Annotated in this window: 19 protein-coding genes and 1 tRNA gene; 8 read left to right on the plus strand and 12 right to left on the minus strand. The window is 69.4% G+C overall.

What is annotated here, in order from left to right:
* Positions 1-6: 6 nt before the first annotated feature.
* Positions 7-948: an allantoinase PuuE gene (gene puuE / locus N5K27_RS06335; RefSeq protein WP_279815264.1), complete on the minus strand. Its 942-nt coding sequence runs from the start codon at positions 946-948 to the stop codon at positions 7-9.
* A gap of 170 nt (positions 949-1,118) precedes the next feature.
* Here puuE and uraH point away from each other — a divergent pair, with 170 nt between their 5' ends.
* Complete coding sequence (gene uraH, locus N5K27_RS06340) at positions 1,119-1,472, plus strand: hydroxyisourate hydrolase (RefSeq protein ID WP_087840597.1); 354 nt, start codon at positions 1,119-1,121, stop codon at positions 1,470-1,472.
* Here the strand turns inward: uraH and N5K27_RS06345 are convergent.
* Entirely contained in the window at positions 1,435-2,421 is a 987-nt protein-coding gene (locus N5K27_RS06345) for a LysR family transcriptional regulator (protein ID WP_087840598.1), read from the minus strand. The genes uraH and N5K27_RS06345 overlap by 38 nt on opposite strands.
* A 142-nt stretch (positions 2,422-2,563) precedes the next feature.
* On the opposite strand from N5K27_RS06345, the gene xdhA reads away from it, so the two are divergent.
* Genes xdhA through xdhC form a run of 3 tightly spaced genes read left to right on the plus strand, consistent with a single transcriptional unit; the run spans position 2,564 to position 7,325 of the window.
* Entirely contained in the window at positions 2,564-4,165 is a 1,602-nt protein-coding gene (xdhA, locus tag N5K27_RS06350; RefSeq protein ID WP_132980466.1) for a xanthine dehydrogenase small subunit, read from the plus strand.
* Positions 4,162-6,486 (plus strand): xanthine dehydrogenase molybdopterin binding subunit, encoded by a 2,325-nt coding sequence (gene xdhB / locus N5K27_RS06355; RefSeq protein WP_087840600.1) that lies wholly within the window; start codon positions 4,162-4,164, stop codon positions 6,484-6,486. Before xdhA ends, xdhB begins: the two co-directional genes overlap by 4 nt.
* On the plus strand, positions 6,483-7,325 hold the full coding sequence (xdhC, locus tag N5K27_RS06360; protein WP_279815266.1) for a xanthine dehydrogenase accessory protein XdhC: 843 nt from the start codon (positions 6,483-6,485) through the stop codon (positions 7,323-7,325). The genes xdhB and xdhC overlap by 4 nt, the downstream gene beginning before the upstream one ends.
* A 4-nt stretch (positions 7,326-7,329) precedes the next feature.
* Here the strand turns inward: xdhC and N5K27_RS06365 are convergent, their stop codons facing one another.
* From N5K27_RS06365 to N5K27_RS06380, 4 genes are all read right to left on the minus strand, one after another.
* Positions 7,330-7,851: a MarR family transcriptional regulator gene (locus N5K27_RS06365; RefSeq protein WP_279815268.1), complete on the minus strand. Its 522-nt coding sequence runs from the start codon at positions 7,849-7,851 to the stop codon at positions 7,330-7,332.
* A gap of 61 nt (positions 7,852-7,912) precedes the next feature.
* Entirely contained in the window at positions 7,913-8,827 is a 915-nt protein-coding gene (locus N5K27_RS06370) for an ABC transporter substrate-binding protein (RefSeq protein WP_087840603.1), read from the minus strand.
* 7 nt (positions 8,828-8,834) lie between these two features.
* The gene (locus N5K27_RS06375) at positions 8,835-9,794 is read right to left on the minus strand and encodes a tripartite tricarboxylate transporter substrate binding protein (RefSeq protein ID WP_132980467.1); all 960 of its coding nucleotides are present in this window, start codon (positions 9,792-9,794) and stop codon (positions 8,835-8,837) included.
* A 36-nt stretch (positions 9,795-9,830) separates the two neighbouring features.
* Positions 9,831-10,226: a Rid family hydrolase gene (locus N5K27_RS06380; protein WP_238160008.1), complete on the minus strand. Its 396-nt coding sequence runs from the start codon at positions 10,224-10,226 to the stop codon at positions 9,831-9,833.
* Between the two features lie 170 nt (positions 10,227-10,396).
* On the opposite strand from N5K27_RS06380, the gene N5K27_RS06385 reads away from it, so the two are divergent.
* On the plus strand, positions 10,397-11,848 hold the full coding sequence (locus tag N5K27_RS06385) for an NAD-dependent succinate-semialdehyde dehydrogenase (protein WP_087840605.1): 1,452 nt from the start codon (positions 10,397-10,399) through the stop codon (positions 11,846-11,848).
* A gap of 32 nt (positions 11,849-11,880) precedes the next feature.
* On the opposite strand, the gene N5K27_RS06390 is transcribed toward N5K27_RS06385, so the two are convergent.
* From N5K27_RS06390 to N5K27_RS06415, 6 genes are all read right to left on the minus strand, one after another.
* Positions 11,881-13,791, minus strand: coding sequence for an ATP-binding cassette domain-containing protein (locus N5K27_RS06390; protein ID WP_279815274.1), 1,911 nt, complete (start codon positions 13,789-13,791; stop codon positions 11,881-11,883).
* Positions 13,792-14,026: 235 nt separating this feature from the next.
* Positions 14,027-14,920: a 50S ribosomal protein L3 N(5)-glutamine methyltransferase gene (gene prmB / locus N5K27_RS06395; RefSeq protein WP_087840607.1), complete on the minus strand. Its 894-nt coding sequence runs from the start codon at positions 14,918-14,920 to the stop codon at positions 14,027-14,029.
* 94 nt (positions 14,921-15,014) lie between these two features.
* Positions 15,015-16,145, minus strand: coding sequence for a succinyl-diaminopimelate desuccinylase (dapE, locus tag N5K27_RS06400; protein ID WP_087840608.1), 1,131 nt, complete (start codon positions 16,143-16,145; stop codon positions 15,015-15,017).
* A gap of 25 nt (positions 16,146-16,170) precedes the next feature.
* Positions 16,171-17,001: a 2,3,4,5-tetrahydropyridine-2,6-dicarboxylate N-succinyltransferase gene (gene dapD / locus N5K27_RS06405; RefSeq protein WP_132978725.1), complete on the minus strand. Its 831-nt coding sequence runs from the start codon at positions 16,999-17,001 to the stop codon at positions 16,171-16,173.
* Positions 17,002-17,140: 139 nt separating this feature from the next.
* Entirely contained in the window at positions 17,141-18,349 is a 1,209-nt protein-coding gene (dapC, locus tag N5K27_RS06410) for a succinyldiaminopimelate transaminase (RefSeq protein ID WP_279815278.1), read from the minus strand.
* A 92-nt stretch (positions 18,350-18,441) separates the two neighbouring features.
* On the minus strand, positions 18,442-19,149 hold the full coding sequence (locus N5K27_RS06415; protein WP_087840611.1) for a hypothetical protein: 708 nt from the start codon (positions 19,147-19,149) through the stop codon (positions 18,442-18,444).
* Between the two features lie 216 nt (positions 19,150-19,365).
* Here N5K27_RS06415 and N5K27_RS06420 point away from each other — a divergent pair.
* The 3 genes from N5K27_RS06420 (at position 19,366) to clpP (ending at position 21,612) form a co-directional block, all read left to right on the plus strand.
* Positions 19,366-19,452: transfer RNA gene (locus N5K27_RS06420), tRNA-Leu, on the plus strand.
* Between the two features lie 193 nt (positions 19,453-19,645).
* Positions 19,646-20,956, plus strand: a complete 1,311-nt coding sequence (gene tig, locus N5K27_RS06425; protein WP_087840612.1) for a trigger factor — start codon at positions 19,646-19,648, stop codon at positions 20,954-20,956.
* On the plus strand, positions 20,956-21,612 hold the full coding sequence (gene clpP / locus N5K27_RS06430) for an ATP-dependent Clp endopeptidase proteolytic subunit ClpP (protein WP_087840613.1): 657 nt from the start codon (positions 20,956-20,958) through the stop codon (positions 21,610-21,612). Before tig ends, clpP begins: the two co-directional genes overlap by 1 nt.

The raw sequence follows: 21,612 nt of genomic DNA on the forward strand, positions 1-21,612 counted from the left end.
GCGGGATCAGGAGGCGGAGCCGGCAGCCGGCGTGTACGGATGTTCTTGCTTCCAGTGGCGGGCGATGTCGACGCGGCGGCACACCCAGACGTCCTGGTGCTTCTCGACGTGATCCAGGAAGCGCTGCAGGGCGGTGAAGCGGCCGGGCCGGCCCAGCAGCCGGCAATGCATGCCCACCGACATCATGCGCGGCTTGTCGGCGCCTTCCGTGTACAGCACGTCGAAGGTATCGCGCAGGTAGTCGAAGAAATGGCCGGCGGTGTTGAACCCCTGCGGCGTCGCGAAGCGCATGTCGTTGGCGTCCAGCGTGTAGGGGACGATCAGGTGGGGCTTGCGCGCGCCGGACGAGGTTTCGACTTCGGTCCAGAAGGGCAGGTCGTCGCCGTAGTAGTCGCTGTCGTACAGGTAGTCGCCTTGCTCGACCAGCAGGCGGCGCGTGTTGGGACTGTCGCGCCCCGTGTACCACCCCAGGGGCCAGGCGCCGTCGGTCAGCCTGCGCAGGATCTCCGTGCCGCGGTGCATGTGCTCGCGCTCGGTGGCTTCGTCCACGTTCTGGTAGTGGATCCAGCGCCAGCCGTGGCAGGCGATTTCGTGGCCATGTTCCAGGAACGCCGCCGTGGCCTCCAGGTTGCGCTCGAGCGCCATGGCGCAGCCGAATACCGTGAGCGGCAGGCGCCGCCGCTCGAACTCGTTCAGGATGCGCCAGACCCCCGCGCGCGAGCCGTATTCGTAGATGGAGTCCATGCTCATGTGCCGGGCCGGGTAGGCGGCCGCACCCACGATCTCGGACAGGAACTGCTCGGAGGCGGGGTCGCCGTGCAGGACGTGGTTCTCGGCGCCTTCCTCGTAGTTCAGGACGAACTGCACGGCGACGCGGGCGCGATGGGGCCAGCGTGCGTCGGGAAGATGGCGGCCGTAGCCGATCATGTCGCGGGGGTATGCTGTCATGGCGCGGGCAACGAATCAGGAGTGGAAACGGAACGGACACGCATGGACATTCTCCCATGCCGGGCGGCGGGGCCGTGCGCGGGGATGTGGCCGCTAGCGAAACTATATACACTTTTGTCGGCGCGCCGGATGGCGCTTGCCGCGCCATCGCGTTCCACCAAAGGATCCCCATGGGAAAGCTGACCACCCACGTTCTCGATACCGCCCATGGCTGCCCGGCCGCGGGCATGAGGATAGAACTCTTCCGCATGGATGACGGCCAGGCGGTCCTGCTCCGGCAACTGTCCACCAATGCCGACGGGCGCGTCGACGGCGCCCTGCTCGAAGGCGACGAGCTCGTCGCCGCCGCCTATCGCCTGGTGTTCGAGGCCGGCGATTATTTCGCCGCGCGAGGCCTGGCGTTGCCCGAACCCCGCTTCGTCGACCGCGTCGCGCTCGACTTCGGCATCGCCCAGCCCGGCCAGCACTACCACGTGCCGCTGCTGGTCAGCCCCTGGAGCTGGAGTACGTATCGGGGGAGCTGACGGCCGGGGCGCGCACGCTGGCGGCGATCTGCTCGCGCAGCCAGCGCACGGGCCCGTCGCGACGGGCGCGCGGGTGCCACAGCAGGTAGTACTGCAATGACGGCAACGGGATGGGCAGCGGCATCACCGTGACCGGCAGCGAGCTGGCGAAGAAGTCGGTGAAGCGCCTGCCGGTGGTCAGCAGCAGGTCGGTCTGCGTCAGCACATAGGGAATCAGGCTGAACACGGGGCACTCGAGCGCGATGTGGCGCGCGTGCCCCTGCCGCGCGAGCATGGCGTCGACCGTGCTGCGCAGGCCTGGCCGCATCGCGGTCGGCGCCGCGTGGCGCGCCTGCAGGTAGGCCTGCGCGGTCAGGCTGCGGCGCGCCAGGGGATGGTGGCTGCCCATCATCACCACCAGTTCGTCCTCCATCAGCGGCAACCGGTGCAACTGCGCCGGCGGGTCGGGCCAGTTGGCGATCACCAGGTCCAGGCGGCCGTCGCCCAGTTTCTGCGCGTAGTCCAGGTCGTCCGTCAGCGGATGCACGCTCAGCGCCAGGGCGGGCGCGGCCGCGCGCAGCCGGCCCGCCAGCCGCGGCAACAGCATGGGATCGAGATAGTCCGGCGCGGCCAGGTGCAGGGTGCCGTGCGCCTTGCGCGGGTCGAACTCGTCGGGCGGCGCCAGGAAGTGCTCGGCCTGCGCCAGCATTTCCCGCGCGGGCGCTTCCAGCGACAGGGCGGTGGCGGTGGGCACGACGCCGCCCGGTCCGCGCACGAACAGCAGGTCGCCGGTCAGGCGGCGCAGCCGGGCCAGGCGGCCCGACAGCTGGGGCTGGCCCATGCCCAGCCGTATCGCGGCGCGCGAGACGTGCAGCGTATCCAGCAGCGTGACGAAGGCCTGGATGTCGGTCAGGCTGAGGCGGGACAGGCCGGTGCCGCCGGAGGCTGCGGCGGGCGGGGAGGCGGGCATGGCGGCTCCGGGAGTTCATTCACAATAATGAATAATGCTCATCTTCCACCGAAGATGACAACCCCGGCCAGGGCGCGTATGTTTCGGATATGGTCCCGGCGTCCCATGACGGGCGCGGCGGGCGTACTCCTGGCAGAGCGACATGGCTTCCGATCCTTCCTCCCCCGATACGCCGCCCGAGCTGCGGGTGCGCCCCGTGCGTTTCTGGCATGGCCGCAAGCTGGTCGAACTGGAAGGCCTGCCTCCCGCCTTCACGGTGCTGGAGTGGCTGAGGGAGGAGGCGGGCTGCCATGCCGCCAAGGAAGGCTGCGCCGAGGGCGACTGCGGCGCCTGCACCGTGGCGGTGACCGATCTGGACGGCGCCGGCAACCCTCGCGTGCGCGCCATCAACGCCTGCATCCAGCCGGTGGCGGCGCTGGACGGCAAGCTGCTGGCGACCGCCGGCGACATCGGCGAACCGGATGCGCTGCATCCCGTGCAGACGGCCATGGTGACGCACCATGGTTCGCAATGCGGCTTCTGCACCCCGGGCATCGTGATGTCGCTGTATGCGATGTACGAGGGCCGGCGCTTGGCGGACGATGCGGCAGTCGGCCGCGAGGACGCGGTGCGGGCCCTGTCGGGCAACCTGTGCCGGTGCACGGGGTACCGGCCCATCCTGGATGCGGCACAGGCGATGTGCGGGCCGGACTGGCAGGGCGAGACGGCCGACGCGATGCGCGAGCGGCTGGTCCGGGTGGCGCCCGGACCGCAGGCCTGGACGCCGGGGGAAGCAGCCGGAGGGTTCGACGGCCATGCGCGCGGGCGCTTCCTGGCGCCGCGCACGCTGGCGCAACTGGCGGCGCTGCGCGCGACCCATCCGGACAGCCGCATCGTGGCCGGCGCGACCGACGTCGGTCTGTGGGTCACCAAGCATCATCGCGCCTTGGGCGACGTGTTGTGGATAGGCGGCGTGTCCGGGCTGGCCGCGATCGATCGCATCGGCCGGGATGCGCTGGCATCGTCGCGCTGGGGGCGCGAGCTCCCGTGCCTGGAGATCGGCGCGGCCGTCACCGTCGAGGACGCCTGGCGGGCGCTGGCGCCGCACTTTGCCGCCTGTATCGATTACTTCGACCGCTTCGCGTCGGTGCCGGTACGCAACAGCGCCACGCTGGTCGGCAACGTCGCGAACGGCTCGCCCATCGGCGACACCGCGCCGCTGCTGATCGCGCTGGGCGGCTCGGTCGTGCTGCACCGGCAGGGCCAGGAGCGGATCCTGCCGCTGACCGATTTCTATCACGGCTACCAGAAGAACGACCTGCGTCCGGGGGAGTTCATCCGTGCCGTGCGCGTGCCCCTGCTCGGCGCCGACGTCTCGGTCCATGCATGGAAGCTGTCCAAGCGGGTGGAGCAGGACATCAGCGCCGTGGCCGTGGCCACGGCGCTGCGCGTGGAACGGGGCCGCATCGTCGCCGCCGGCGTGGGCGTGGGCGGCATGGCCGCGGTATCCAGCCGTGCCGTGCGGACCGAGCAGGCGCTGCTGGGCCTGCGGGTGGACGTGCCCGCCGCGACCCTGCGGGACAGCGCCGGCATGCGGGCGGCCTGGCAGGCCATGCACGATGAATTCGATCCCCTGGACGACCTGCGCGCCAGCGCGGCCTACCGGCGCCAGGCCGCCGCCAACCTGCTGCTGCGGTCCTGCCTGCAACTGGCGCGGCAGGCGCCGGCCACGCGCCTGGGCGAACTTGCGGCGATACAACCATGAACGCACCCGATCATCCCGGCATCCTGAACATCGAGGCCGAGCCGCAGGCCTGCGGCGTCGCCGCGCCGCACGAGGCGGCGCACCTGCACGTCAGCGGCCGCGCGCTGTACGTGGATGACGTGCCCGAGCCGCGCGGCACCCTGTTCGTCGCCCCCGTGCTGTCCAAGGTCGCGCACGGGCGGCTGATGAACGTAGACGCCTCGGCCGCCCTGGCGATGCCCGGCGTGCGCCGCGTCGTGACTGCCGCCGACCTGCCCGCGGCCAACGTGGTGGGCGCGGGACACGACGAACCCATCCTGCCCGCGGACCTGATCGAATACCTGGGCCAGCCGGTGGCGCTGGTCATCGCCACGGGCGCCAAGGCGGCGCGCGTGGCCGCGCGAGCGGTACGGATGGAGGTCGAGCCGCTGCCGGCCATCCTGACGATAGCCCAGGCGCTGGAAGCCGAGTCCTGGGTGCTGCCTCCCGTGCACCTGGTCGAGGGCGACGTCGAGGCTGCGATGGCCGCCGCGCCGCACCGGCTGCACGGCGAGTTCGCGGTGGGCGGACAGGAGCAGTTCTACCTGGAAGGGCAGATCGCGCTGGCCATGCCGGGCGAGGACGGCACGATGAAGGTGCTGTCGTCGACCCAGCATCCGGGCGAGGTACAGCACTGGGTGGCCGACGCACTGGGCGTGCCGGCCCATTCGGTGCAGGTCGAATGCCGCCGCATGGGAGGCGGATTCGGCGGCAAGGAAACCCAGGCCGGCCACATCGCGGTGTGGGCGGCGGTGGCGGCGCGCATCGCCGGCGCGCCGTGCAAGATGCGGCTCGACCGCGACGATGACTTCCTGATCACCGGCAAGCGCCATCCCTTCCTCGGACGCTGGACGGTGGGCTTCGACGGCCAGGGGCGCGTCCTGGCCATCGACCTGACGCAGGCGGCGGCCTGCGGCTTCTCGGCCGACCTGTCGGGGCCGATCGCCGACCGGGCCATCTTCCATGCCGACAACGCCTACTACCTGCCGGCCGCCGCCATCCACAGCTATCGCTGCAAGACCCATACCCAGTCCCATACGGCGTTCCGCGGCTTCGGCGGCCCGCAGGGCGTGGGCATGATCGAGGCCGCCCTGGACGACATCGCGCGCCATCTCGGCCTGGACCCGCTGGCCGTGCGCCGGATCAACCTGTACGGCGATGCGCCGCGTGACCGCACGCCCTACGGCATGCGGGTCACCGACAACATCCTGCCCGAACTGATCGAGCGGCTGGCGGCCGATTGCGGCTACGCCAGGCGGCGCGAGGCCATCGCGCGCTGGAATGCCGCCAGCCCGGTGATCAAGCGCGGCCTGGCCCTGACGCCCGTGAAATTCGGCATCTCGTTCACGGCCACGATGTTCAACCAGGCCGGCGCGCTGGTGAACGTCTATACCGACGGCTCCGTCACGGTGAACCACGGCGGGACCGAGATGGGGCAGGGGCTGCATACCAAGGTGTGCCAGGTCGTGGCCGATACCCTGGGCGTGCCGCTGGCGTGGGTGCGGATCACCGCCACCGACACTGGCCGGGTGCCCAATGCCTCGGCCACCGCCGCCTCCAGCGGCACCGACCTGAACGGCAGGGCGGCCGAGTTCGCCGCGCGCGAAGTGCGCGACCGCCTGCGCGCCCATGTGGCCGGCACGCGCGGCCTGGACGTGGGCCAGGTATCGATACGCGGCGGCAAGGTGCTCGTGCCGGGCGCCGAGCTGGATTTCGCGGCCGTGGCCAAGGCGGCCTACGCCGCCCGCGTGTCGCTGTGGTCGGACGGCTACTACGCTACGCCCAAGATCCACTACGATCACAAGACCATGCGCGGCCGTCCGTTCTACTACTTCGCCTACGGCGCGGCGGCCACCGAGGTCGCGGTCGACACCCTGACCGGCGAGACGCGCGTGCTGCGCGTGGATATCCTGCACGACGTGGGCCGCTCCATCAACCCGGCGATCGACCTCGGCCAGATCGAAGGCGGGTTCGTGCAGGGCGTGGGCTGGCTGACTTCGGAGGAACTGGTCTGGAAGCCGGACGGCGCGCTGGCCACGCATGCGCCCTCCACCTACAAGATCCCGACTTCGGGCGACGTGCCCGCCGACTTCCATGTCGAACTCTGGCCCGAGCCCAACCGCGAGGACAATGTCTACGGCTCCAAGGCCGTGGGCGAGCCGCCTTTCATGCTGGGCTTCGCCGCCTTCTTCGCCATACGCGACGCGGTGGCGGCGGCCCGGCGGGAACAGGGGCGTGGTCCGCTCGTGCCCCTGTCGGCGCCCGCCACGCCCGAGGCCGTGCTGCGGGCCGTGGAGCAATGACTCCCGCCGCGCTGCTGCCCCAGGGGCTGGCCGACTTCGCCCGCGCTGCGCGCGGCCGGTCGGTGTGCCTGGTCCGCGTGCTGGAGGCGCGCGGCAGCGTTCCGCGCGGTACCGACGCGGCGCTGCTGGTCGGCGCCGAAGACTTCGCCGGCACCATAGGCGGCGGCCACCTGGAATACGAGGCCATCGCGCATGCGCGGTCGCTGCTGCGGCAGGCCGAGGAGGGCTCCGTGGCCGCGCGCACGCGCCGCTTCGCGCTCGGTCCCTCGCTGGGCCAATGCTGCGGCGGCAGCGTCGACCTGCGCTTCTCGGTGCTGGCGGACGCTGGCGATGTCCTGCCGCTGCTGCAAGGGCTGGAGGCACGGCCGCACCAGCTCTGGCTATATGGAGCCGGACACGTGGCGCGGGCGCTGGTGCACGTGATGCTGCCGCTGCCGTTCCGGATCCGGTGGCTGGATACCCGCGAGAACGTCTTTCCCCTGCCGCTGCCAGGACAGGTCGAAACCGTGCATGCCGACGACCTCGCGGCCGAGGTCGCCGATGCCGCGCCCGGCGCCATGCACCTGGTCATGACCCACAGCCACGCGCTGGACTTCGACATCGTGCGCGCGGTGCTCGCGCGCGGCGATGCCGCTTATTGCGGGCTGATCGGCTCGGCCACCAAGCGCGTGACCTTCGAGCGGCGCCTGCGCGCGCGGGGCATGGCCGAGGCAAGCATCGAATCGCTGGTGTGTCCGGTCGGGCTGCCGGCGGTCGAGGGCAAGCTGCCGGGCATCATCGCGGTCTCGGTGGCGGCGCAACTGCTGCTGGCCGCCCAGGCGGCGGAGGTGCGGGCTTGAGGCCCTAGTCGCCCGCCTCGATGGCGAACAGCAGCGTGCTCAGCATGGCGGCCAGCTTGTCCGCCTCCTGGCGGCCCAGGGGCCGCAGCAGTTCCGCCATCGCCTCGAAGTGGCGGGCGATGGCCTCGTCGGCCAGCGCCTTGCCTTCGGGCGTGAGCCGCACGATCACGCCGCGGCGATCGTTGGGGTCCGGTTCGCGCACCACCAGGCCGCGCTCCTGTACGCGGTCGATGCGGTTGGTGACGGCGCCCGAGGTCAGCAGCGACACCTTGATCAGGTCCGAAGGCTTGAGCGCGTATTCCGGGCCGCAGCGGCGCAGGGTGACGATCAGGCTGAAGGTCTCCCAGCTCAGCCCCATGGGCGCCAGCCATTCCTCGGCATGCCGCACCATGTGCGTGGACAGGCGCGACAGGCGGCCGATGATGCCCAGTGGCCAGGGATCGAGATCGGGGCGTTCGCGCTTCCAGTCGTCCAGCAGTTGCTGGACGGAGTCGCGCCGCGGAGGAGGGGGGGACGCAGGGGGCAAGGGACTGATTCTCGACGCCGTTTCGATTGCGTCGAACTCTATCACGAGCCGCGCGGCCGGTTCACGCCGGCGGCAGGTAGCTCAGGTCCACATAGCGGGCGGGGTCGCTTAGCGCCGCGGCCTGGCCAGCGTGGCGGTTGCGCAGCGCCAGCACGGTGGCGATGCCGGTCATGCTGGGCCGCAGATCGCGGATGAGGCCGGTGGCGGGGGCCAGCAACACGTCCAGGGCGCGCTCGCTCAGGGTCGGATCGAGGCCGGGCGCGTGCCTGCGCAGCAGGGCGGCGGCGCGCGGGCCCGCGTCCGGCCTGGTCAGCCAGTCCAGCGAGGCGCGGTAGGCGCGCGTGAATGCCCGGAGCGTTTCGCCCGACGTGGCCGCCCAGGCGCGTTGGCAGAAGGCGGCCGATCCCATGTAGTCGTCCAGCCAGTGCGCGCCCGGCAGGATACGGCAGCCGGCTTCCTGCGCCAGCAATTCGTACGGGGTGCGCAGCAGCGTGGCCGCATGCCGGCCCGCCAGCAATGCCGCGTGGCGCTGGCTGGTGCCGCCGGCGGGCACGATCTCGACCTCGCCGGGCAAGATGCCGTGCGTGGCCAGCAGTTCGCGCAGCACGAAGGCGAATCCGGTGGAAAGGGCGTCCACCGACAAGGTATGGCCGCGCAGCTCGTCGTAGCTTCGGATGCCGGGCCCGGCGACCAGGCTCAGAAAGCCCCGGTCGCCGCCCAGGAAGGCCACCAGGTCGGGGCGGGTGCCGGGGATGCGGGCATGGCCCTCCTGGTAGGCCACGAGATTGTCGATGCCGGCGATGGCGACCTGGACTTCGTCGCGCAGCAGGCGCTCGACCAGTTCGGCCGAACCGCCGACATAACGCAGTTCGATGGGCACCCCATGGCTTGCGAAGAAGCCCTGGTCGATGCCGGCCCACAGGGGCAGGTTCCATCCGCCGTCGAACACGGCCACGCGCAGGGTATCGATCGCCATGGCGGCCTCAGTTGACGGCGGCGCCGGAGGCGCGTACCACCGGCCCCCAGCGGTCGATCTCGCTGCGTATCAGGCGCGCGAACTCCTCGGGCGTGCCGCCCAGGATTTCCATGCCCTGGCCCTCGAGTTTCTCGCGCACCGACGGCTCGCGCAGGGTTTCCTGCAACGCGCGGTTGAGCTGGTCGACCACGGGCTGCGGCGTGCCCGCCGGCGCCACGAGACCGAACCAGGCCGAGACGTCGAAGCCCGGCAGGCCTTGTTCGGCGATGGAGGGAACGTCAGGCAGGCTGGCCAGCCGCCGGGCCGAGGTCAGGCCCAACGCGCGCAATTGGCCGGCCTGGATCTGGCCGGCGGCGACGGGAACGCTCAGAAAGGTCATGGCCACGTCGCCCGCCAGCACCGCGTTCATGCTTTGTGGCGCGCTCTTGTAGGGCACGTGCATCAGCTTGATGCCGGCCCGCGACGCGAACATTTCGCCCGCCAGGTGCTGCGAGGTGCCGCTGCCGCCGGACGAGTACGCCAGGTCCGGTGTCTTGCGGGCCGCGGTGAGAAGATCGGGAATGGAGCGTATGGGCGACCTGGCCGCCACCACCAGCACGTTGGGATTGGAGGCCACCGTGCCGATGGGCTTGAAGTCCTTGACGGGATCGAAGGGCATGCGGGCATACAGCCAGGGGTTGATGCCGTGCGTGCTGATCGAGGCCAGCAGCAGCGTATGGCCGTCGGCGGGCGCCTTGGCGACCAGTTCGCCGGCGATGTTGCCGCCCGCGCCCGGCCGGTTGTCGACGACGACGGTGTGTCCCAGGCGGCGGGACAGATCCACGCCGATGATGCGGGACAGGATGTCGGCCGAGGAGCCGGGGCCGCTGGTGACGACCAGCGTGACGTTCCTGCTGGGATAGGTGTCCGCGTGAGCGGCGAGGCAAAGCGAGCTGATGCAGAAAGCGAGCAAGGCGCGGCGTGGCATGGAAGTCTCCTGGGTGGCGCAGGGGCGGGAGGGGGATCAGACCACGGCAATGGCCTGGATTTCGACCACGATGCCCGGACGGGCGAAATGCGACACCGTGATCAGGGTACTGGCGGGAAAGCCGGTGCTGCCGAGCAGCTCGGCGCGGATGTCGACGAAGCGGTCGCCGTGCCGGGGATCGTCGATGAACACGGTCATCCAGACCAGGTTGCGCAGGTCCGCGTCGCAGCGGGCCAGGGTTCCCTGGATCAGCGAGAAGCAGGCCCGCACCTGGGCTTCGAACTGGCCGGAGATGTCGCGGCCCTGCGCGTCCTCGGTGGTGGTCTGCCCCGCCAGCCAGATGGTGCGGCCGCCTTCCGAGACGACGGCGGGCGAAAAGGCGCGTTGCTGCTGGTAAGGGGTGCCTTCTAGGCGGGTGATCCTGGCTTGCACGATGCATGTCCTGTGGAAGGGTGGAACGTGCAGTTATCTTATCATTAAGAATCTTAATGTAAAGATATTTATGGCGCGTCGGACATTGCGCTTTATGCTTTGAAGGTACGCCTGCGTCCATCGGCGCAGGACGGCGGTATTGCCGCGACACGCAAAAGGAACCCATCGAGATGGCACAGGCTACGACGTATACGGATACCCAGCTCTTCATCGACGGCAAGTGGAGGGATGCCGCCGATGGCAAGACCCTTGCCGTGGTCAACCCCGCGACCGGCAGGGAAATCGGCCGCGTGGCCCACGCCAGCCGGGCCGACCTGGAGCAGGCCGTCGAGGCGGCGCAGCGCGGCTTCGCCACCTGGAACGGCATGACCGCCGCCAAGCGCAGCGAGATCATGCGCAAGGCCGCCGGGCTGATGCGCGAGCGCGCGGGCGAGATCGCGCCGCTGATGACCCAGGAGAACGGCAAGCCGCTGGCCGAAGCCAAGGGCGAGACGCTAGCTGCCGCCGACATCATCGAGTGGTTCGCCGAGGAGGGCTTCCGGGTGTACGGCCGCATCGTGCCCTCGCGCGGCAGCCTGGCGCAGCGCCAGATGGTGCTCAAGGACCCGGTCGGGCCGGTGGCGGCGTTCACGCCGTGGAACTTCCCGATCAACCAGGTGGTGCGTAAGCTGGCGCCGGCACTGGCCGCGGGCTGCTCGGTGGTGGTCAAGGCGCCCGAGGAAACCCCCGCCGCGCCGGCCGCCTTGATCCGCGCCTTCCAGGATGCCGGCCTGCCGCCTGGCGTCCTGGGGCTGGTGTATGGCGACCCGGCCGAGATCTCGGGTTTCCTGATCCCGCATCCGGCCATCCGCAAGATCACGTTCACGGGTTCGACCGCGGTCGGCAAGCAGCTCGCCGGGCTGGCGGGCCAGCACATGAAGCGCGTGACCATGGAGCTGGGCGGCCATGCGCCGGTCATCGTCTGCGAGGACGCGGACGTCGCCCTGGCGGTGAAGTCCGCGGGCGGCGCCAAGTTCCGCAATGCCGGCCAGGTCTGCATCTCGCCGACGCGTTTCCTGGTCCATGAAAGCGTGCGCGCCGAATTTGCCGCCGAGCTGGCGAAGTGGGCGAAGGGCCTGCGCGTCGCCGACGGCCTGGCTGAGGGCACGCAGATGGGTCCCTTGGCCAATCCCCGCCGCCTGGTCGCCATGTCCGGCTTCCTGGACGACGCGGTCCAGAGGGGCGCCCAGGTGCTGGCCGGCGGCAAGCGCATCGGCGAAGTCGGCAATTTCTGGGAGCCGACCGTCCTGGCCGACGTGCCGCTCGATGCCCGCATCTTCAACGACGAACCCTTCGGCCCTGTTGCCGCCATCCGCTCCTTCAACACGCTGGACGAGGCGATTGCCGAAGCCAACCGGCTGTCGTACGGCCTGGCCGGCTACGCTTTCACGAGCTCGCTGAAGAACGCCGACCTGATTGCCCGCAAGGTCGAGGTCGGCATGCTGTTCGTCAACATGCCGGCCGTTCCGACGGCCGAGATGCCGTTCGGCGGGATCAAGGATTCGGGCTTCGGCTCCGAAGGCGGTCCGGAAGCGGTCGAGGCGTACCTGAACACGCGCGCCGTCAGCGTGATGAACGTCTAGGGCCGTTCCGTTCAGGCGTCCGCGCGGACGCCTCAGGCCTGGATGGCGTCGAGTTCTTCCTGCACGCCCAGCCAGGCCTCCTCGATCTCGCCCAGCCGCTTCTGCAGGTCGCCGTGTTCGGCCAGCACGCGGCGACATTCGTCCCGGCGGGCATCCTCGTACAAGCCGGGATCGGCGATGAGCTGGTCCAGTTCGCGCTTGCGCGCCTCCAGCTTCTGCATGTCCTCTTCCAGCTTCCTGAGCCGGGTCTCCAACGGCTTGCGCAGGGTGGACAGGCGCTGCCGGCTCTCGGCTTCCAACCGCCGCTGGGTCTTGCGGTCGACGCCGCCTTCGGCGGAGGCAGCGGTGGCGGACGAGGCGGACGCGTTGCCGCCCTGGCGGTTGGCCAGCCAGTCGCGGTAGTCTTCCAGGTCGCCGTCGAATTCGTGCACGCCGCCGTCGGCGACGATCCAGAAGCTGTCGACGGTGGTCCGCAACAGATGCCGGTCGTGCGAGACCAGCAGCATGGTGCCTTCGAACTCGGCCAGCGCCTCGGTCAGTGCCTCGCGCGTGTCGACGTCCAGGTGGTTGCTGGGTTCGTCCAGCAGCAACAGGTTGGGTTTTTTCCAGACCACCAGCGCCAGCGCCAGGCGGGCCTTCTCGCCGCCCGACATGGGGCCCACCTTGGCCAGCGCGAAGTCGCCCGAGAAGCCGAAGCCGCCCAGGTAGTTGCGCAGGTCCTGTTCGCGCGCCTCGGGGGCGAGGCGGGCCAGGTGCAGCAGCGGCGTCGCCTCGGCATCCAGCATGTCGAGCTGGTGCTGGGCGAAGTAGCCGACGGCCAGCCCGCGGGCTTCCTTGCGCTCGCCGCCCAGCGGCTCGATTTCGCCCGCCAGGGTCTTGACCAGCGTACTCTTGCCCGCGCCGTTGGCGCCCAGGATGCCCACCCGCGCGCCGGCGCGCACCGACAGCTTGACGCCGTCCAGGATGGGCGCGTCCGGATAGCCGGCGCGCACGCCGTCCAGCGACAGCAGCGGATCGGGCATGTGGTCGGGCGAGGGGATGCTGATGTCGATGCCCGCCGCCGCGCGCATGGGCGCCAATACCTGCATCCGCGCCAGCGCCTTGACCCGGCTCTGGGCCTGCTTGGCCTTGCTGGCCTTGGCCTTGAAGCGGTCGATGAAGCTTTGCAGGTGGGCAGCTTCGCGCTGTTGCTTGTCGTAGGCGATCTGGTTCTGCCGCAGGCGCTCGGCGCGCTGCGTCAGGAAGTCCTCGTAGCCGCCCTTATAGCGCACCAGCTTGCCCTGGTCGAAATGCAGGATGGTCCGGGCCACCGCGTCCAGGAACTCGGTGTCGTGCGAGATCACCAGTACGGTGCCGGGGTAGGCCGCCAGCCAGCGCTCCAGCCACAGCATGGCGTCCAGGTCCAGGTGGTTGGTGGGTTCGTCCAGCAGCAGCAGATCGGACGGCGCCATCAGCGCGCGCGCCAGGTTCAGGCGCATGCGCCAGCCGCCCGAGAAGCTCGCCACCGGCTGGCGGAATTCCTCTTGCGAGAAACCCAGGCCGACCAGCAGTTGCTCGGCGCGCGACTGCGCCGAGAACGCGCCGGCGTCGGCCAGTTCCGCTTCCAACTCGGCCAGGCGCAGGCCCTCGCGGTCGACGTCGACCGCGGCGCGCTCGGCCTGCAGGCGGCGCAGGCGCGTGTCGCCGTCGATGACGAAGTCCAGCGCCTCGCGGCCGGTGTCGTGGATTTCCTGCGCGATCGACGCGATGCGCCAACTGGCCGGAATGTCCAGGTTGCCCGCGTCAGGTTCCAGTTGGCCGTTCAACAGCGCGAACAGCGTGGACTTGCCCGCGCCGTTGGGGCCAACGATGCCGACGCGCTCGCCGGGATGGACCACGAAGTCGGCGCCGTCCAGCAGCACCTTGGTGCCGCGCCGAAGCGTAATGCCTGATGCTCGTATCACCGTGGGAACCGCCTTGTTTGCACGCTCTCCAGTGCAGCTCGGCAAAATCGCCGTTCTTCAGCCGTCGGGTTGTACCCCAGGAAACCGCGGATCTGGCTCCGCCAGTCCGCCGGTTTCGCCCCGGGGACCCGGTGCCGGGCCGCCCCAAGGCGGGTCCCAGCCCCCATGGGGGGCTGCCGCGTAGCGGCTGGGGGTCCACCATAGGGGGCGCGCGTCAGCGCGTAGGGGGAGGCCTTCATACTAATTGGTCCTGCCTGAGCAGCAACACTTTGTCGTCGCCGCCGGAGGTGCTCAGCCATACGGGGTCGATATGGGGAAAGGCCTGCTCGAAATAAGCTTTCTCGTGGCCCAGCTCCAGCACCAGGATCCCGTCGGGCTGCAGGAATTCAGCCGCCTGGGCCAGCAGCGGACGGATCAGATCCATCCCGTCCGCGCCCCCGGCCAGCGCCAGACTGGGCTCGTGCCGGTACTCCGCCGGCAGCGCATTCATGGAATCGGTGTTGACGTAGGGCGGGTTGCACAGGATCAGGTCGTACTGCGCGGGCGGCAGCGCCTCGAACAGATTCGACTGATGCAGCGCGATGCGATCCTGCAGGCCGTAGTCGTCGACGTTGATGCGGGCCACGTCCAGCGCGTCCTTCGAGATGTCCACCGCGTCCACCTGCGCGTGCGGGAACGTCTCCGCCGCCGCGATCGCCAGGCAGCCGGAACCGGTGCACATGTCCAGCGCCCATTCCACGGCGTAGGGGTCGTCGATCCAGGGCGCGAGGCCGTCGTCCAGCAGCTCGGCGATGTAGGAGCGCGGCACGATGACCCGCTCGTCGACGTAGAAACGGCGGCCGCGCAGCCACGCTTCGTTGGTCAGGTAGGGAGCGGGCAGGCGCTCGTCGATGCGGCGGTCGATGATGGCCAGCACGGCCTCGCGCTCGCCATCGAGCACGGCGGCATCGACGAAGGGCTCGAGCCGGTCGATGGGCAGATGCAGCGTGTGCAGGACCAGGTAGACGGCTTCGTCGTAGACGTCGAGCGTGCCGTGGCCCAGCGCGATGCCGGCGGCATTGAAGCGGCTCACGGCATAGCGGATCAGGTCGCGGACGGTGCGCAGGGAATGGAAATCGGCAGTGGGCATATCGGTATCCTGATTCAGGGCGCGGGGGATCCGGCCTTGCCGGTCCGCCGGCGCCGCCCGCGGGGGCGCGCGCGTAAGCGCCTAGGAGGAAGCATCACCTCAGCAGCGCTTCCAGCGTCCGGCGGTAGACGTTCTTCAGCGGCTCCAGGCTATCCACGGCGATGTGTTCGTTGACCTTGTGGATGGTGGCGTTGACCGGGCCGAACTCCACGACCTGCGGGCAGATCCGGGCGATGAAGCGGCCGTCGGAGGTGCCGCCGGTGGTGGACAGCTCGGCCTCGATGCCGAGCTCGGCGGCGATGGCGTCGCCCAGCGCGCTGCACAGCGTTCCGCGCGGCGTCAGGAAAGGCAGGCCGCTCAGGGTCCAGTCCACCGTGTATTCGAGCTGGTGGCGATCGAGGACGGCGAGCACGCGGGTTTTCAGGTCGTCGGCGGTGCTGGCGGTGGAAAAGCGGAAATTGAAGTCGATGACCGCTTCGCCCGGCACGACGTTGGTGGCGCCCGTGCCGCTGTGGAAGTTGGAAATCTGGAAGGTGGTGGGCGGGAAGTATTCGTTGCCCCGGTCCCATTCGGTGGCGGCCAGCTCGGCCAGCGCGCCCGCGCACTGGTGGATGGGGTTGCGCGCTTTTTCCGGATAGGCGACGTGGCCCTGGATGCCCTTGACCACGAGCCGCCCGGACAGCGATCCGCGGCGGCCGTTCTTGATGGTGTCGCCCAGTTGCACGGACGACGTGGGTTCGCCCACGATGCAGTAGTCCAGGCGCTCGCCCCGGGCCACGAGCTGCTCGCAGACCTTGACGGTACCGTCGGTGGCCGGCCCTTCCTCGTCGGAGGTGATCAGGAGGCCGATCGAGCCGGGATGGTCGGGGTTGTGCGCGATGAATTCCTCGGCCGCGACCACGAAGGCGGCGATCGAGCTTTTCATGTCGGCCGCGCCGCGGCCGTACAGGTTCCCGTCGACCTGCGTGGGCACGAACGGGTCGGTATGCCATTGCTCGCGCGGGCCGGGCGGCACCACGTCGGTGTGGCCGGCGAAGACCACCAGCGGCCCTTCGGCGCCGCGCCGCGCCCACAGGTTGACCACCCCGCCGCCCGCGATGGTTTCGCAGGCGAAGCCGAGCGCCGCCAGGCGTTGGGCCAGCAAGGCCTGGCAGCCTTCGTCCTCGGGCGTGACCGAGGGACGGCGGATCAGTTCTTCAACCAGGGACAGGACGGAAGTGGTCATGGCGAGTGCGTTGGAAAGTCCGGGGTCAGGCGCGCAGCAGGTCGTTGATGCTGGTCTTGGCGCGGGTTTGCGCATCGACGCGCTTGACGATCACGGCGCAGTTCAGGCTGTACTTGCCGTCGGCCGAGGGCAGGCTGCCGGGCACGACCACCGAGCCCGAGGGCACGCGGCCGTAGGTGATCTCACCGGTTTCGCGGTTGTAGATCTTGGTGCTCTGGCCGATGAACACACCCATGGACAGGACCGAGTTTTCCTCGATGATCACGCCTTCGACGACTTCCGAACGGGCGCCGATGAAGCAGTTGTCTTCGATGATGGTGGGGTTGGCCTGCAGCGGTTCGAGCACGCCGCCGATGCCCACGCCGCCCGACAGGTGCACGTTCTTGCCGATCTGCGCGCACGAGCCCACGGTGGCCCAGGTATCGACCATGGTGCCTTCGTCGACGTAGGCGCCGATGTTCACGTAAGAGGGCATCAGCACGGCGTTGCGGGCGATGAACGAGCCGCGGCGGGCGGCGGCGGGCGGCACGACGCGGAAGCCGCCTTGCTTGAAGTCCTCAGCGCTGTAGCCGGCGAACTTGCTGGGTACCTTGTCGTAGAACTGCAGGGCGCTGCCCGGGCCGGTGCCCATCACGACGTTGTCTTCCAGGCGGAAGGACAGCAGCACGGCCTTCTTGATCCACTGGTGGACGGTCCAGTCGCCGTTCTGCTTCTCGGCCACGCGCAGTTCGCCCTTGTCCAGCCCGGCAAGGACGTGCTCGACGGCTTCGCGGACGGCGGCGGGGGCAGAAGAGGGCGACAGCGAGGCGCGGTCTTCCCAGGCTTGTTCGATGACGGTCTTGAGGTCTTGGCTCATGGTCGGATATCCAATAGAAGGACCCCCCCTACGCGCTTGCGCGCGTCCCCCGAGGGGGCGGCACTGGCGGACCGGCGGAACCGGATCCGCTGTGCCCTGGGTGGGGTGTGTTTACATGCGGTATGGGTGTTCTATTCGTTCATGCGATGCGGCTGGTCGGCAGCGAGCGGGCGTAGCGGGCCAGGCGGTGGGCCGCCTCCACGCATTCGTCCAGCGGCGCCACCAGCGCCAGGCGTACGCGGTTGGCCCCGGGGTTGCCGGCGGGGACCTCGCGCGCGAGGTAGCTGCCCGGCAGGGCCGTGACGTTTTCTTGCGCCAGCAGGCCGCGGGTGAACTCGGCGTCGTCGATGGGCGTGCGCGGCCAGAGGTAGAACGAGGCCTGCGGGCGCTGGATATCCATCGCCTCCTGCAGGATGGGCAGGACAGCGTCGAATTTCTCGCGGTACATGCGCCGGTTCTCGCGCACGTGTTCCTCGTCGTTCCAGGCCGCGATGCTGGCCGCCGAGACCACGTCGCTCATCGCGCTGCCGTGGTAGGTGCGGTACAGCAGGAACCTGGCCAGCAGCCTGGCGTCGCCCGCCACGAAGCCGGAGCGCATGCCGGGCACGTTCGAGCGCTTGGACAGGCTGGAGAACACCACGATATTGTGGAAGTCGCCGCGGCCCAGGCGGTGGGCCGCCTCGAGCGCGCCCAGCGGCGGCTCGGCCTCGTCCAGGTAGATCTCGGAATAGCACTCGTCCGAGGCGATGATGAAGCCGTACTTGTCGGCCTGCTCGAACAGGTACTTCCATTCGTCCAGGTCCATGACGTTGCCCGCCGGATTGCCGGGCGAGCAGACGTAGACCAGCCGGGTCTCGCCCCATTCGGCGGGCGAGACCGAGGCCCAGTCGCAGCCGAAGTTGCGCGCCGGGTCGGCGTTGACGAAGGTGGGACGGGCGCCGGCCAGCAGCGCGGCGCCTTCGTAGATCTGGTAGAACGGGTTGGGACACAGCACGCGGGGCTGCCGCGCGCCGTCGATCACCACCTGCGCGAAGGCGAACAAGGCCTCGCGCGAGCCCAGCACGGGCAGCACCTGCGTGTCGGGATCGATCGCGGGCAGCCCGTAGCGCCGTTCCAGCCAGCCGGCGATGGCGGCGCGCAGCGCGGGCGAGCCCTTGGTGGGGGGGTAGCCCGACAGCCCGGACAGGTTCTGCCGGATGGCGTCCTCGATGAAAGCCGGCGTGGCGTGCTTGGGCTCGCCGATGGACAGGCTGACGGGACGCAGGCTGGCGGGCGGCACGACATCGGCATACAGCGCGCGCAGTTTTTCGAAGGGATAGGGCTGCAGCAGCCCGAGGCGTGGATTCATGGCCGCGATTGTAACCTCGGGGCGGGCATTTTGCCGTGGGGCCGCCCCAAGGCAACAAGCGCCCTCCGGGGGGGGCAGCGGCCGCATAGCGGCTAGCCGGCCTGCCTGGTTCCCGACGCCAGGTCCCCGCAGGGCTGCGTGAAGGAGTAGCCCACGCCCCGGACGGCCTCCAGGGGCAGGGTGATGCCGTGCCGCTGGGCCTTGCGGCGCAGCCGGCTGACCAGGACCGCGACGTTGTGCAACTGGCGGGCGCCGTCCTTGGCCGAGACGGCCTGCCATTGGGCGAAGGTCAGGGTACGGTTGCGCTCGCCGAAAAGATGGCTGATGAACTGCCATTCGGTCAGGGTCAGCGGCAGGCTGCGGCCTTCGGGGCTCGTCAGGCGGCGCGGGGGCGTGGACAGGAGCCACAGCGCCGGCGTGGGCGTCTCGGGCGGCGGTTCGGCCAGGCGCGGCGCGGCCAGGGCGAGATGGCGCCGCATGGCGCGCAGAATGGGCAGCAGTTCGGCGCTCGGATCGGCGCCCAGCACGCGGACTTCCACGTGGGGCTTGTCGGCGGCCTGGCCGGGATCGGGCGGGATGTAGACGAGCCGGGTCAGCGAATAGCTGTCGAACGCCGCCGCCCGCGCCGCGTCGGCAAGCACCACCGGGTTCTTGCCCGCTCGCAGCAGCGCATGCACTTCCTGCGAGCTGGTGCAGACGTAGACGCTGAAGCCGGCACGCATCAGCTCGTCCGCGATTTCGTAATCGCGGCCGGTCTCCCCGAGCAGGACGGCGACTTCTGGCGTATGGGTTTCTATCATTGCGGGTAAGAATGCGTTGCGGGATTGCAATGGCAATCTATCCCAACGTTTTGGTGAGGATGATCAATAACGGTAAACGGGCGCCCCGCCGGGGCCGCTACGTGCGCGCCAAGCGAAAACAATGGTTGGCGGGCCGGCGGGGCCGTCGCCCCCGGGCGGGAGGCGGGGGGCGCCGGGCCTTTTTGGAGACTCGGGTTACAATCCGGTTTCTGATGTGCGACCGTGGCGAAATTGGTAGACGCAACAGGTTTAGGTCCTGTCGGGAGAAATCCTGTGGAGGTTCGATTCCTCTCGGTCGCACCACAAGTTTGAACAACCCTGGTGGTGTCCGGCCGCAGCCGGCAAGGCGGCTTCCGGAGCCCCCGCGCGGCGCTGCGGCGCCGCACGGGGGCTGTGGCACAATTCGCGAATGCCCGGATCGATCTCTGGTTGCGGTGCCTCTCGCGGCGCGGGTGTCCGGTTCTGTCGATTACACATACTCAATATAGGTTTTTGCATGCAGCCTGTGGTTGAAACCCTGTCGGGGCTTGAGCGCCGCGTTGATCTTTCCGTGCCGGTGGCCGACATCGAAAAAGAAGTCGAGACGCGCCTCAAGCGCCTGGCCCGCACCGCCAAGATGCCGGGCTTCCGTCCCGGCAAGGTCCCGCTGCCCATGCTGGCCCGTACCTACGGTCCCGAAGTGCGCATGGAAGTGCTGAACGCCAAGATCGGCGACGCCCTGGAAAAGGTCGTGGCCGAGTCCAAGCTGCGCCTGGCGGGTTCGCCGTCCGTCGAGCCCAAGACCGAAGGCGTGGCCGACGACGTGGTGGCCTTCAGCGCCACGTTCGAGGTCTACCCGGAAGTCGCCATTCCCGACCTGACCGCCCTGGAAGTCACCAGCGCCAAGAGCGAAGTGGGTGATGCCGAGGTCGATCGCACGGTGGACATCCTGCGCAAGCAGCGCGTGACGTTCGAAGAGCGCGAAGGCCGGGCCGCGGGCGATGACGACCGCGTGACGCTGGACTTTGCCGGCACCATCGACGGCGTCGCGTTCCAGGGCGGTACCGCCGAGGACTTCCCGTTCGTGCTCGGCCAGGGCCGCATGCTGCCCGAGTTCGAAGCGGCCGCGCGCGGCATGAAGGCCGGCGAGACCAAGGTGTTCCCGCTGACGTTCCCGGCCGACTACGGTTCGGCCGAAGTCGCCGGCAAGACCGCCGAGTTCACCATCACCGTCAAGAAGGTGGAAGAGGGCGTGCTGCCCCAGGTCGATGCCGAGTTCGCCAAGCAACTGGGCCAGGCCGAAGGCGACGTCGAGAAGCTGCGTGCCGACATCCGCGCCAACCTCGAGCGCGAAGTGCGCAGCCGCACCCAGGCCCGCACCAAGTCGAGCGTGATGGATGCGCTGGCCAAGGCCGCGACCTTCGACATTCCCAAGGCCCTGGTCAACGACGACACCGAGCGCCGCATCGAAGCGGCCCGCGAGGACCTGCGCCAGCGCGGCGTGCCCAACGCCGACAAGCTGCCGATCCCGGCCGAGGCCTTCGCCTCGGAATCCGAGCGCCGCGTGCGCCTGGGCCTGCTGGTTTCGGAGCTGGTCAAGGCCGAGAACCTCAAGGCCAAGCCCGACCAGATCCGCGCCCGCATCGAGGACTTCGCCCAGAGCTACGAGAAGCCCGAGGAAGTCGTGCGCTACTATCTGACGGACAAGGCTCGCCTGGCCGAAATCGAGGCCATCGTGCTCGAGGACAACGTCGTCCAGCACGTGCTGTCCAAGGCCAAGGTCAAGGACGAGCAAGTCTCCTTCGATGAATTGATGGGAACTGCCTGATGCAACGCTTCGTAGATTTCTACGCATCCATGTACGGGGCCGAGTCTCTCGGCCCCAAGGCCCTCGGCTACGTGCCGATGGTGATCGAACAGTCCGGCCGGGGCGAGCGTGCGTACGACATCTACTCGCGTCTGCTGAAAGAGCGGATCATCTTCCTGGTGGGCCCGGTGGCCGATGCCACCGCCAACCTGATCGTGGCCCAGCTCCTGTTCCTGGAGTCGGAAAATCCCGAGAAGGACATCTCGCTGTACATCAACTCGCCCGGCGGGTCGGTGTACGCGGGCATGGCCATCTATGACACCATGCAGTTCGTCAAGCCCGACGTGGCCACGCTCTGCACCGGCCTGGCCGCCAGCATGGGCGCTTTCCTGCTGGCCGCCGGCGCCAAGGGCAAGCGGATCTCGCTGCCCAATTCCCGCATCATGATCCACCAGCCCTCGGGCGGCGCCCAGGGCCAGGCGACGGATATCGAAATCCACGCGCGCGAGATCCTGTACCTGCGCGAGCGCCTGAACCGGATCCTGGCCGAGAACACCGGCCAGCCGATCGAACGCATCGCGGTGGACACCGAGCGCGACAATTTCATGTCGGCGGCCGATGCGCTATCGTATGGCTTGATCGACAAAGTCTTCAGCAGTCGTACCGAACAGGGTTGA

Source organism: Pigmentiphaga sp. GD03639 (assembly GCF_029845405.1).
Classification (GTDB): domain Bacteria; phylum Pseudomonadota; class Gammaproteobacteria; order Burkholderiales; family Burkholderiaceae_B; genus Pigmentiphaga; species Pigmentiphaga daeguensis.

What these genes read in the sequence shown, in the direction of transcription:
- N5K27_RS06415 (WP_087840611.1), bottom strand. Translation starts at nt 19,149, where the DNA reads ATGATAGAAACCCATACGCCAGAAGTCGCCGTCCTGCTCGGGGAGACC.
- xdhC (WP_279815266.1), top strand. Translation starts at nt 6,483, where the DNA reads ATGACTCCCGCCGCGCTGCTGCCCCAGGGGCTGGCCGACTTCGCCCGC.
- prmB (WP_087840607.1), bottom strand. Translation starts at nt 14,920, where the DNA reads ATGCCCACTGCCGATTTCCATTCCCTGCGCACCGTCCGCGACCTGATC.
- N5K27_RS06375 (WP_132980467.1), bottom strand. Translation starts at nt 9,794, where the DNA reads ATGCCACGCCGCGCCTTGCTCGCTTTCTGCATCAGCTCGCTTTGCCTC.
- xdhA (WP_132980466.1), top strand. Translation starts at nt 2,564, where the DNA reads ATGGCTTCCGATCCTTCCTCCCCCGATACGCCGCCCGAGCTGCGGGTG.
- N5K27_RS06370 (WP_087840603.1), bottom strand. Translation starts at nt 8,827, where the DNA reads ATGGCGATCGATACCCTGCGCGTGGCCGTGTTCGACGGCGGATGGAAC.
- dapE (WP_087840608.1), bottom strand. Translation starts at nt 16,145, where the DNA reads ATGACCACTTCCGTCCTGTCCCTGGTTGAAGAACTGATCCGCCGTCCC.
- dapC (WP_279815278.1), bottom strand. Translation starts at nt 18,349, where the DNA reads ATGAATCCACGCCTCGGGCTGCTGCAGCCCTATCCCTTCGAAAAACTG.
- dapD (WP_132978725.1), bottom strand. Translation starts at nt 17,001, where the DNA reads ATGAGCCAAGACCTCAAGACCGTCATCGAACAAGCCTGGGAAGACCGC.
- puuE (WP_279815264.1), bottom strand. Translation starts at nt 948, where the DNA reads ATGACAGCATACCCCCGCGACATGATCGGCTACGGCCGCCATCTTCCC.
- tig (WP_087840612.1), top strand. Translation starts at nt 19,646, where the DNA reads ATGCAGCCTGTGGTTGAAACCCTGTCGGGGCTTGAGCGCCGCGTTGAT.
- xdhB (WP_087840600.1), top strand. Translation starts at nt 4,162, where the DNA reads ATGAACGCACCCGATCATCCCGGCATCCTGAACATCGAGGCCGAGCCG.
- N5K27_RS06345 (WP_087840598.1), bottom strand. Translation starts at nt 2,421, where the DNA reads ATGCCCGCCTCCCCGCCCGCCGCAGCCTCCGGCGGCACCGGCCTGTCC.
- uraH (WP_087840597.1), top strand. Translation starts at nt 1,119, where the DNA reads ATGGGAAAGCTGACCACCCACGTTCTCGATACCGCCCATGGCTGCCCG.
- clpP (WP_087840613.1), top strand. Translation starts at nt 20,956, where the DNA reads ATGCAACGCTTCGTAGATTTCTACGCATCCATGTACGGGGCCGAGTCT.
- N5K27_RS06385 (WP_087840605.1), top strand. Translation starts at nt 10,397, where the DNA reads ATGGCACAGGCTACGACGTATACGGATACCCAGCTCTTCATCGACGGC.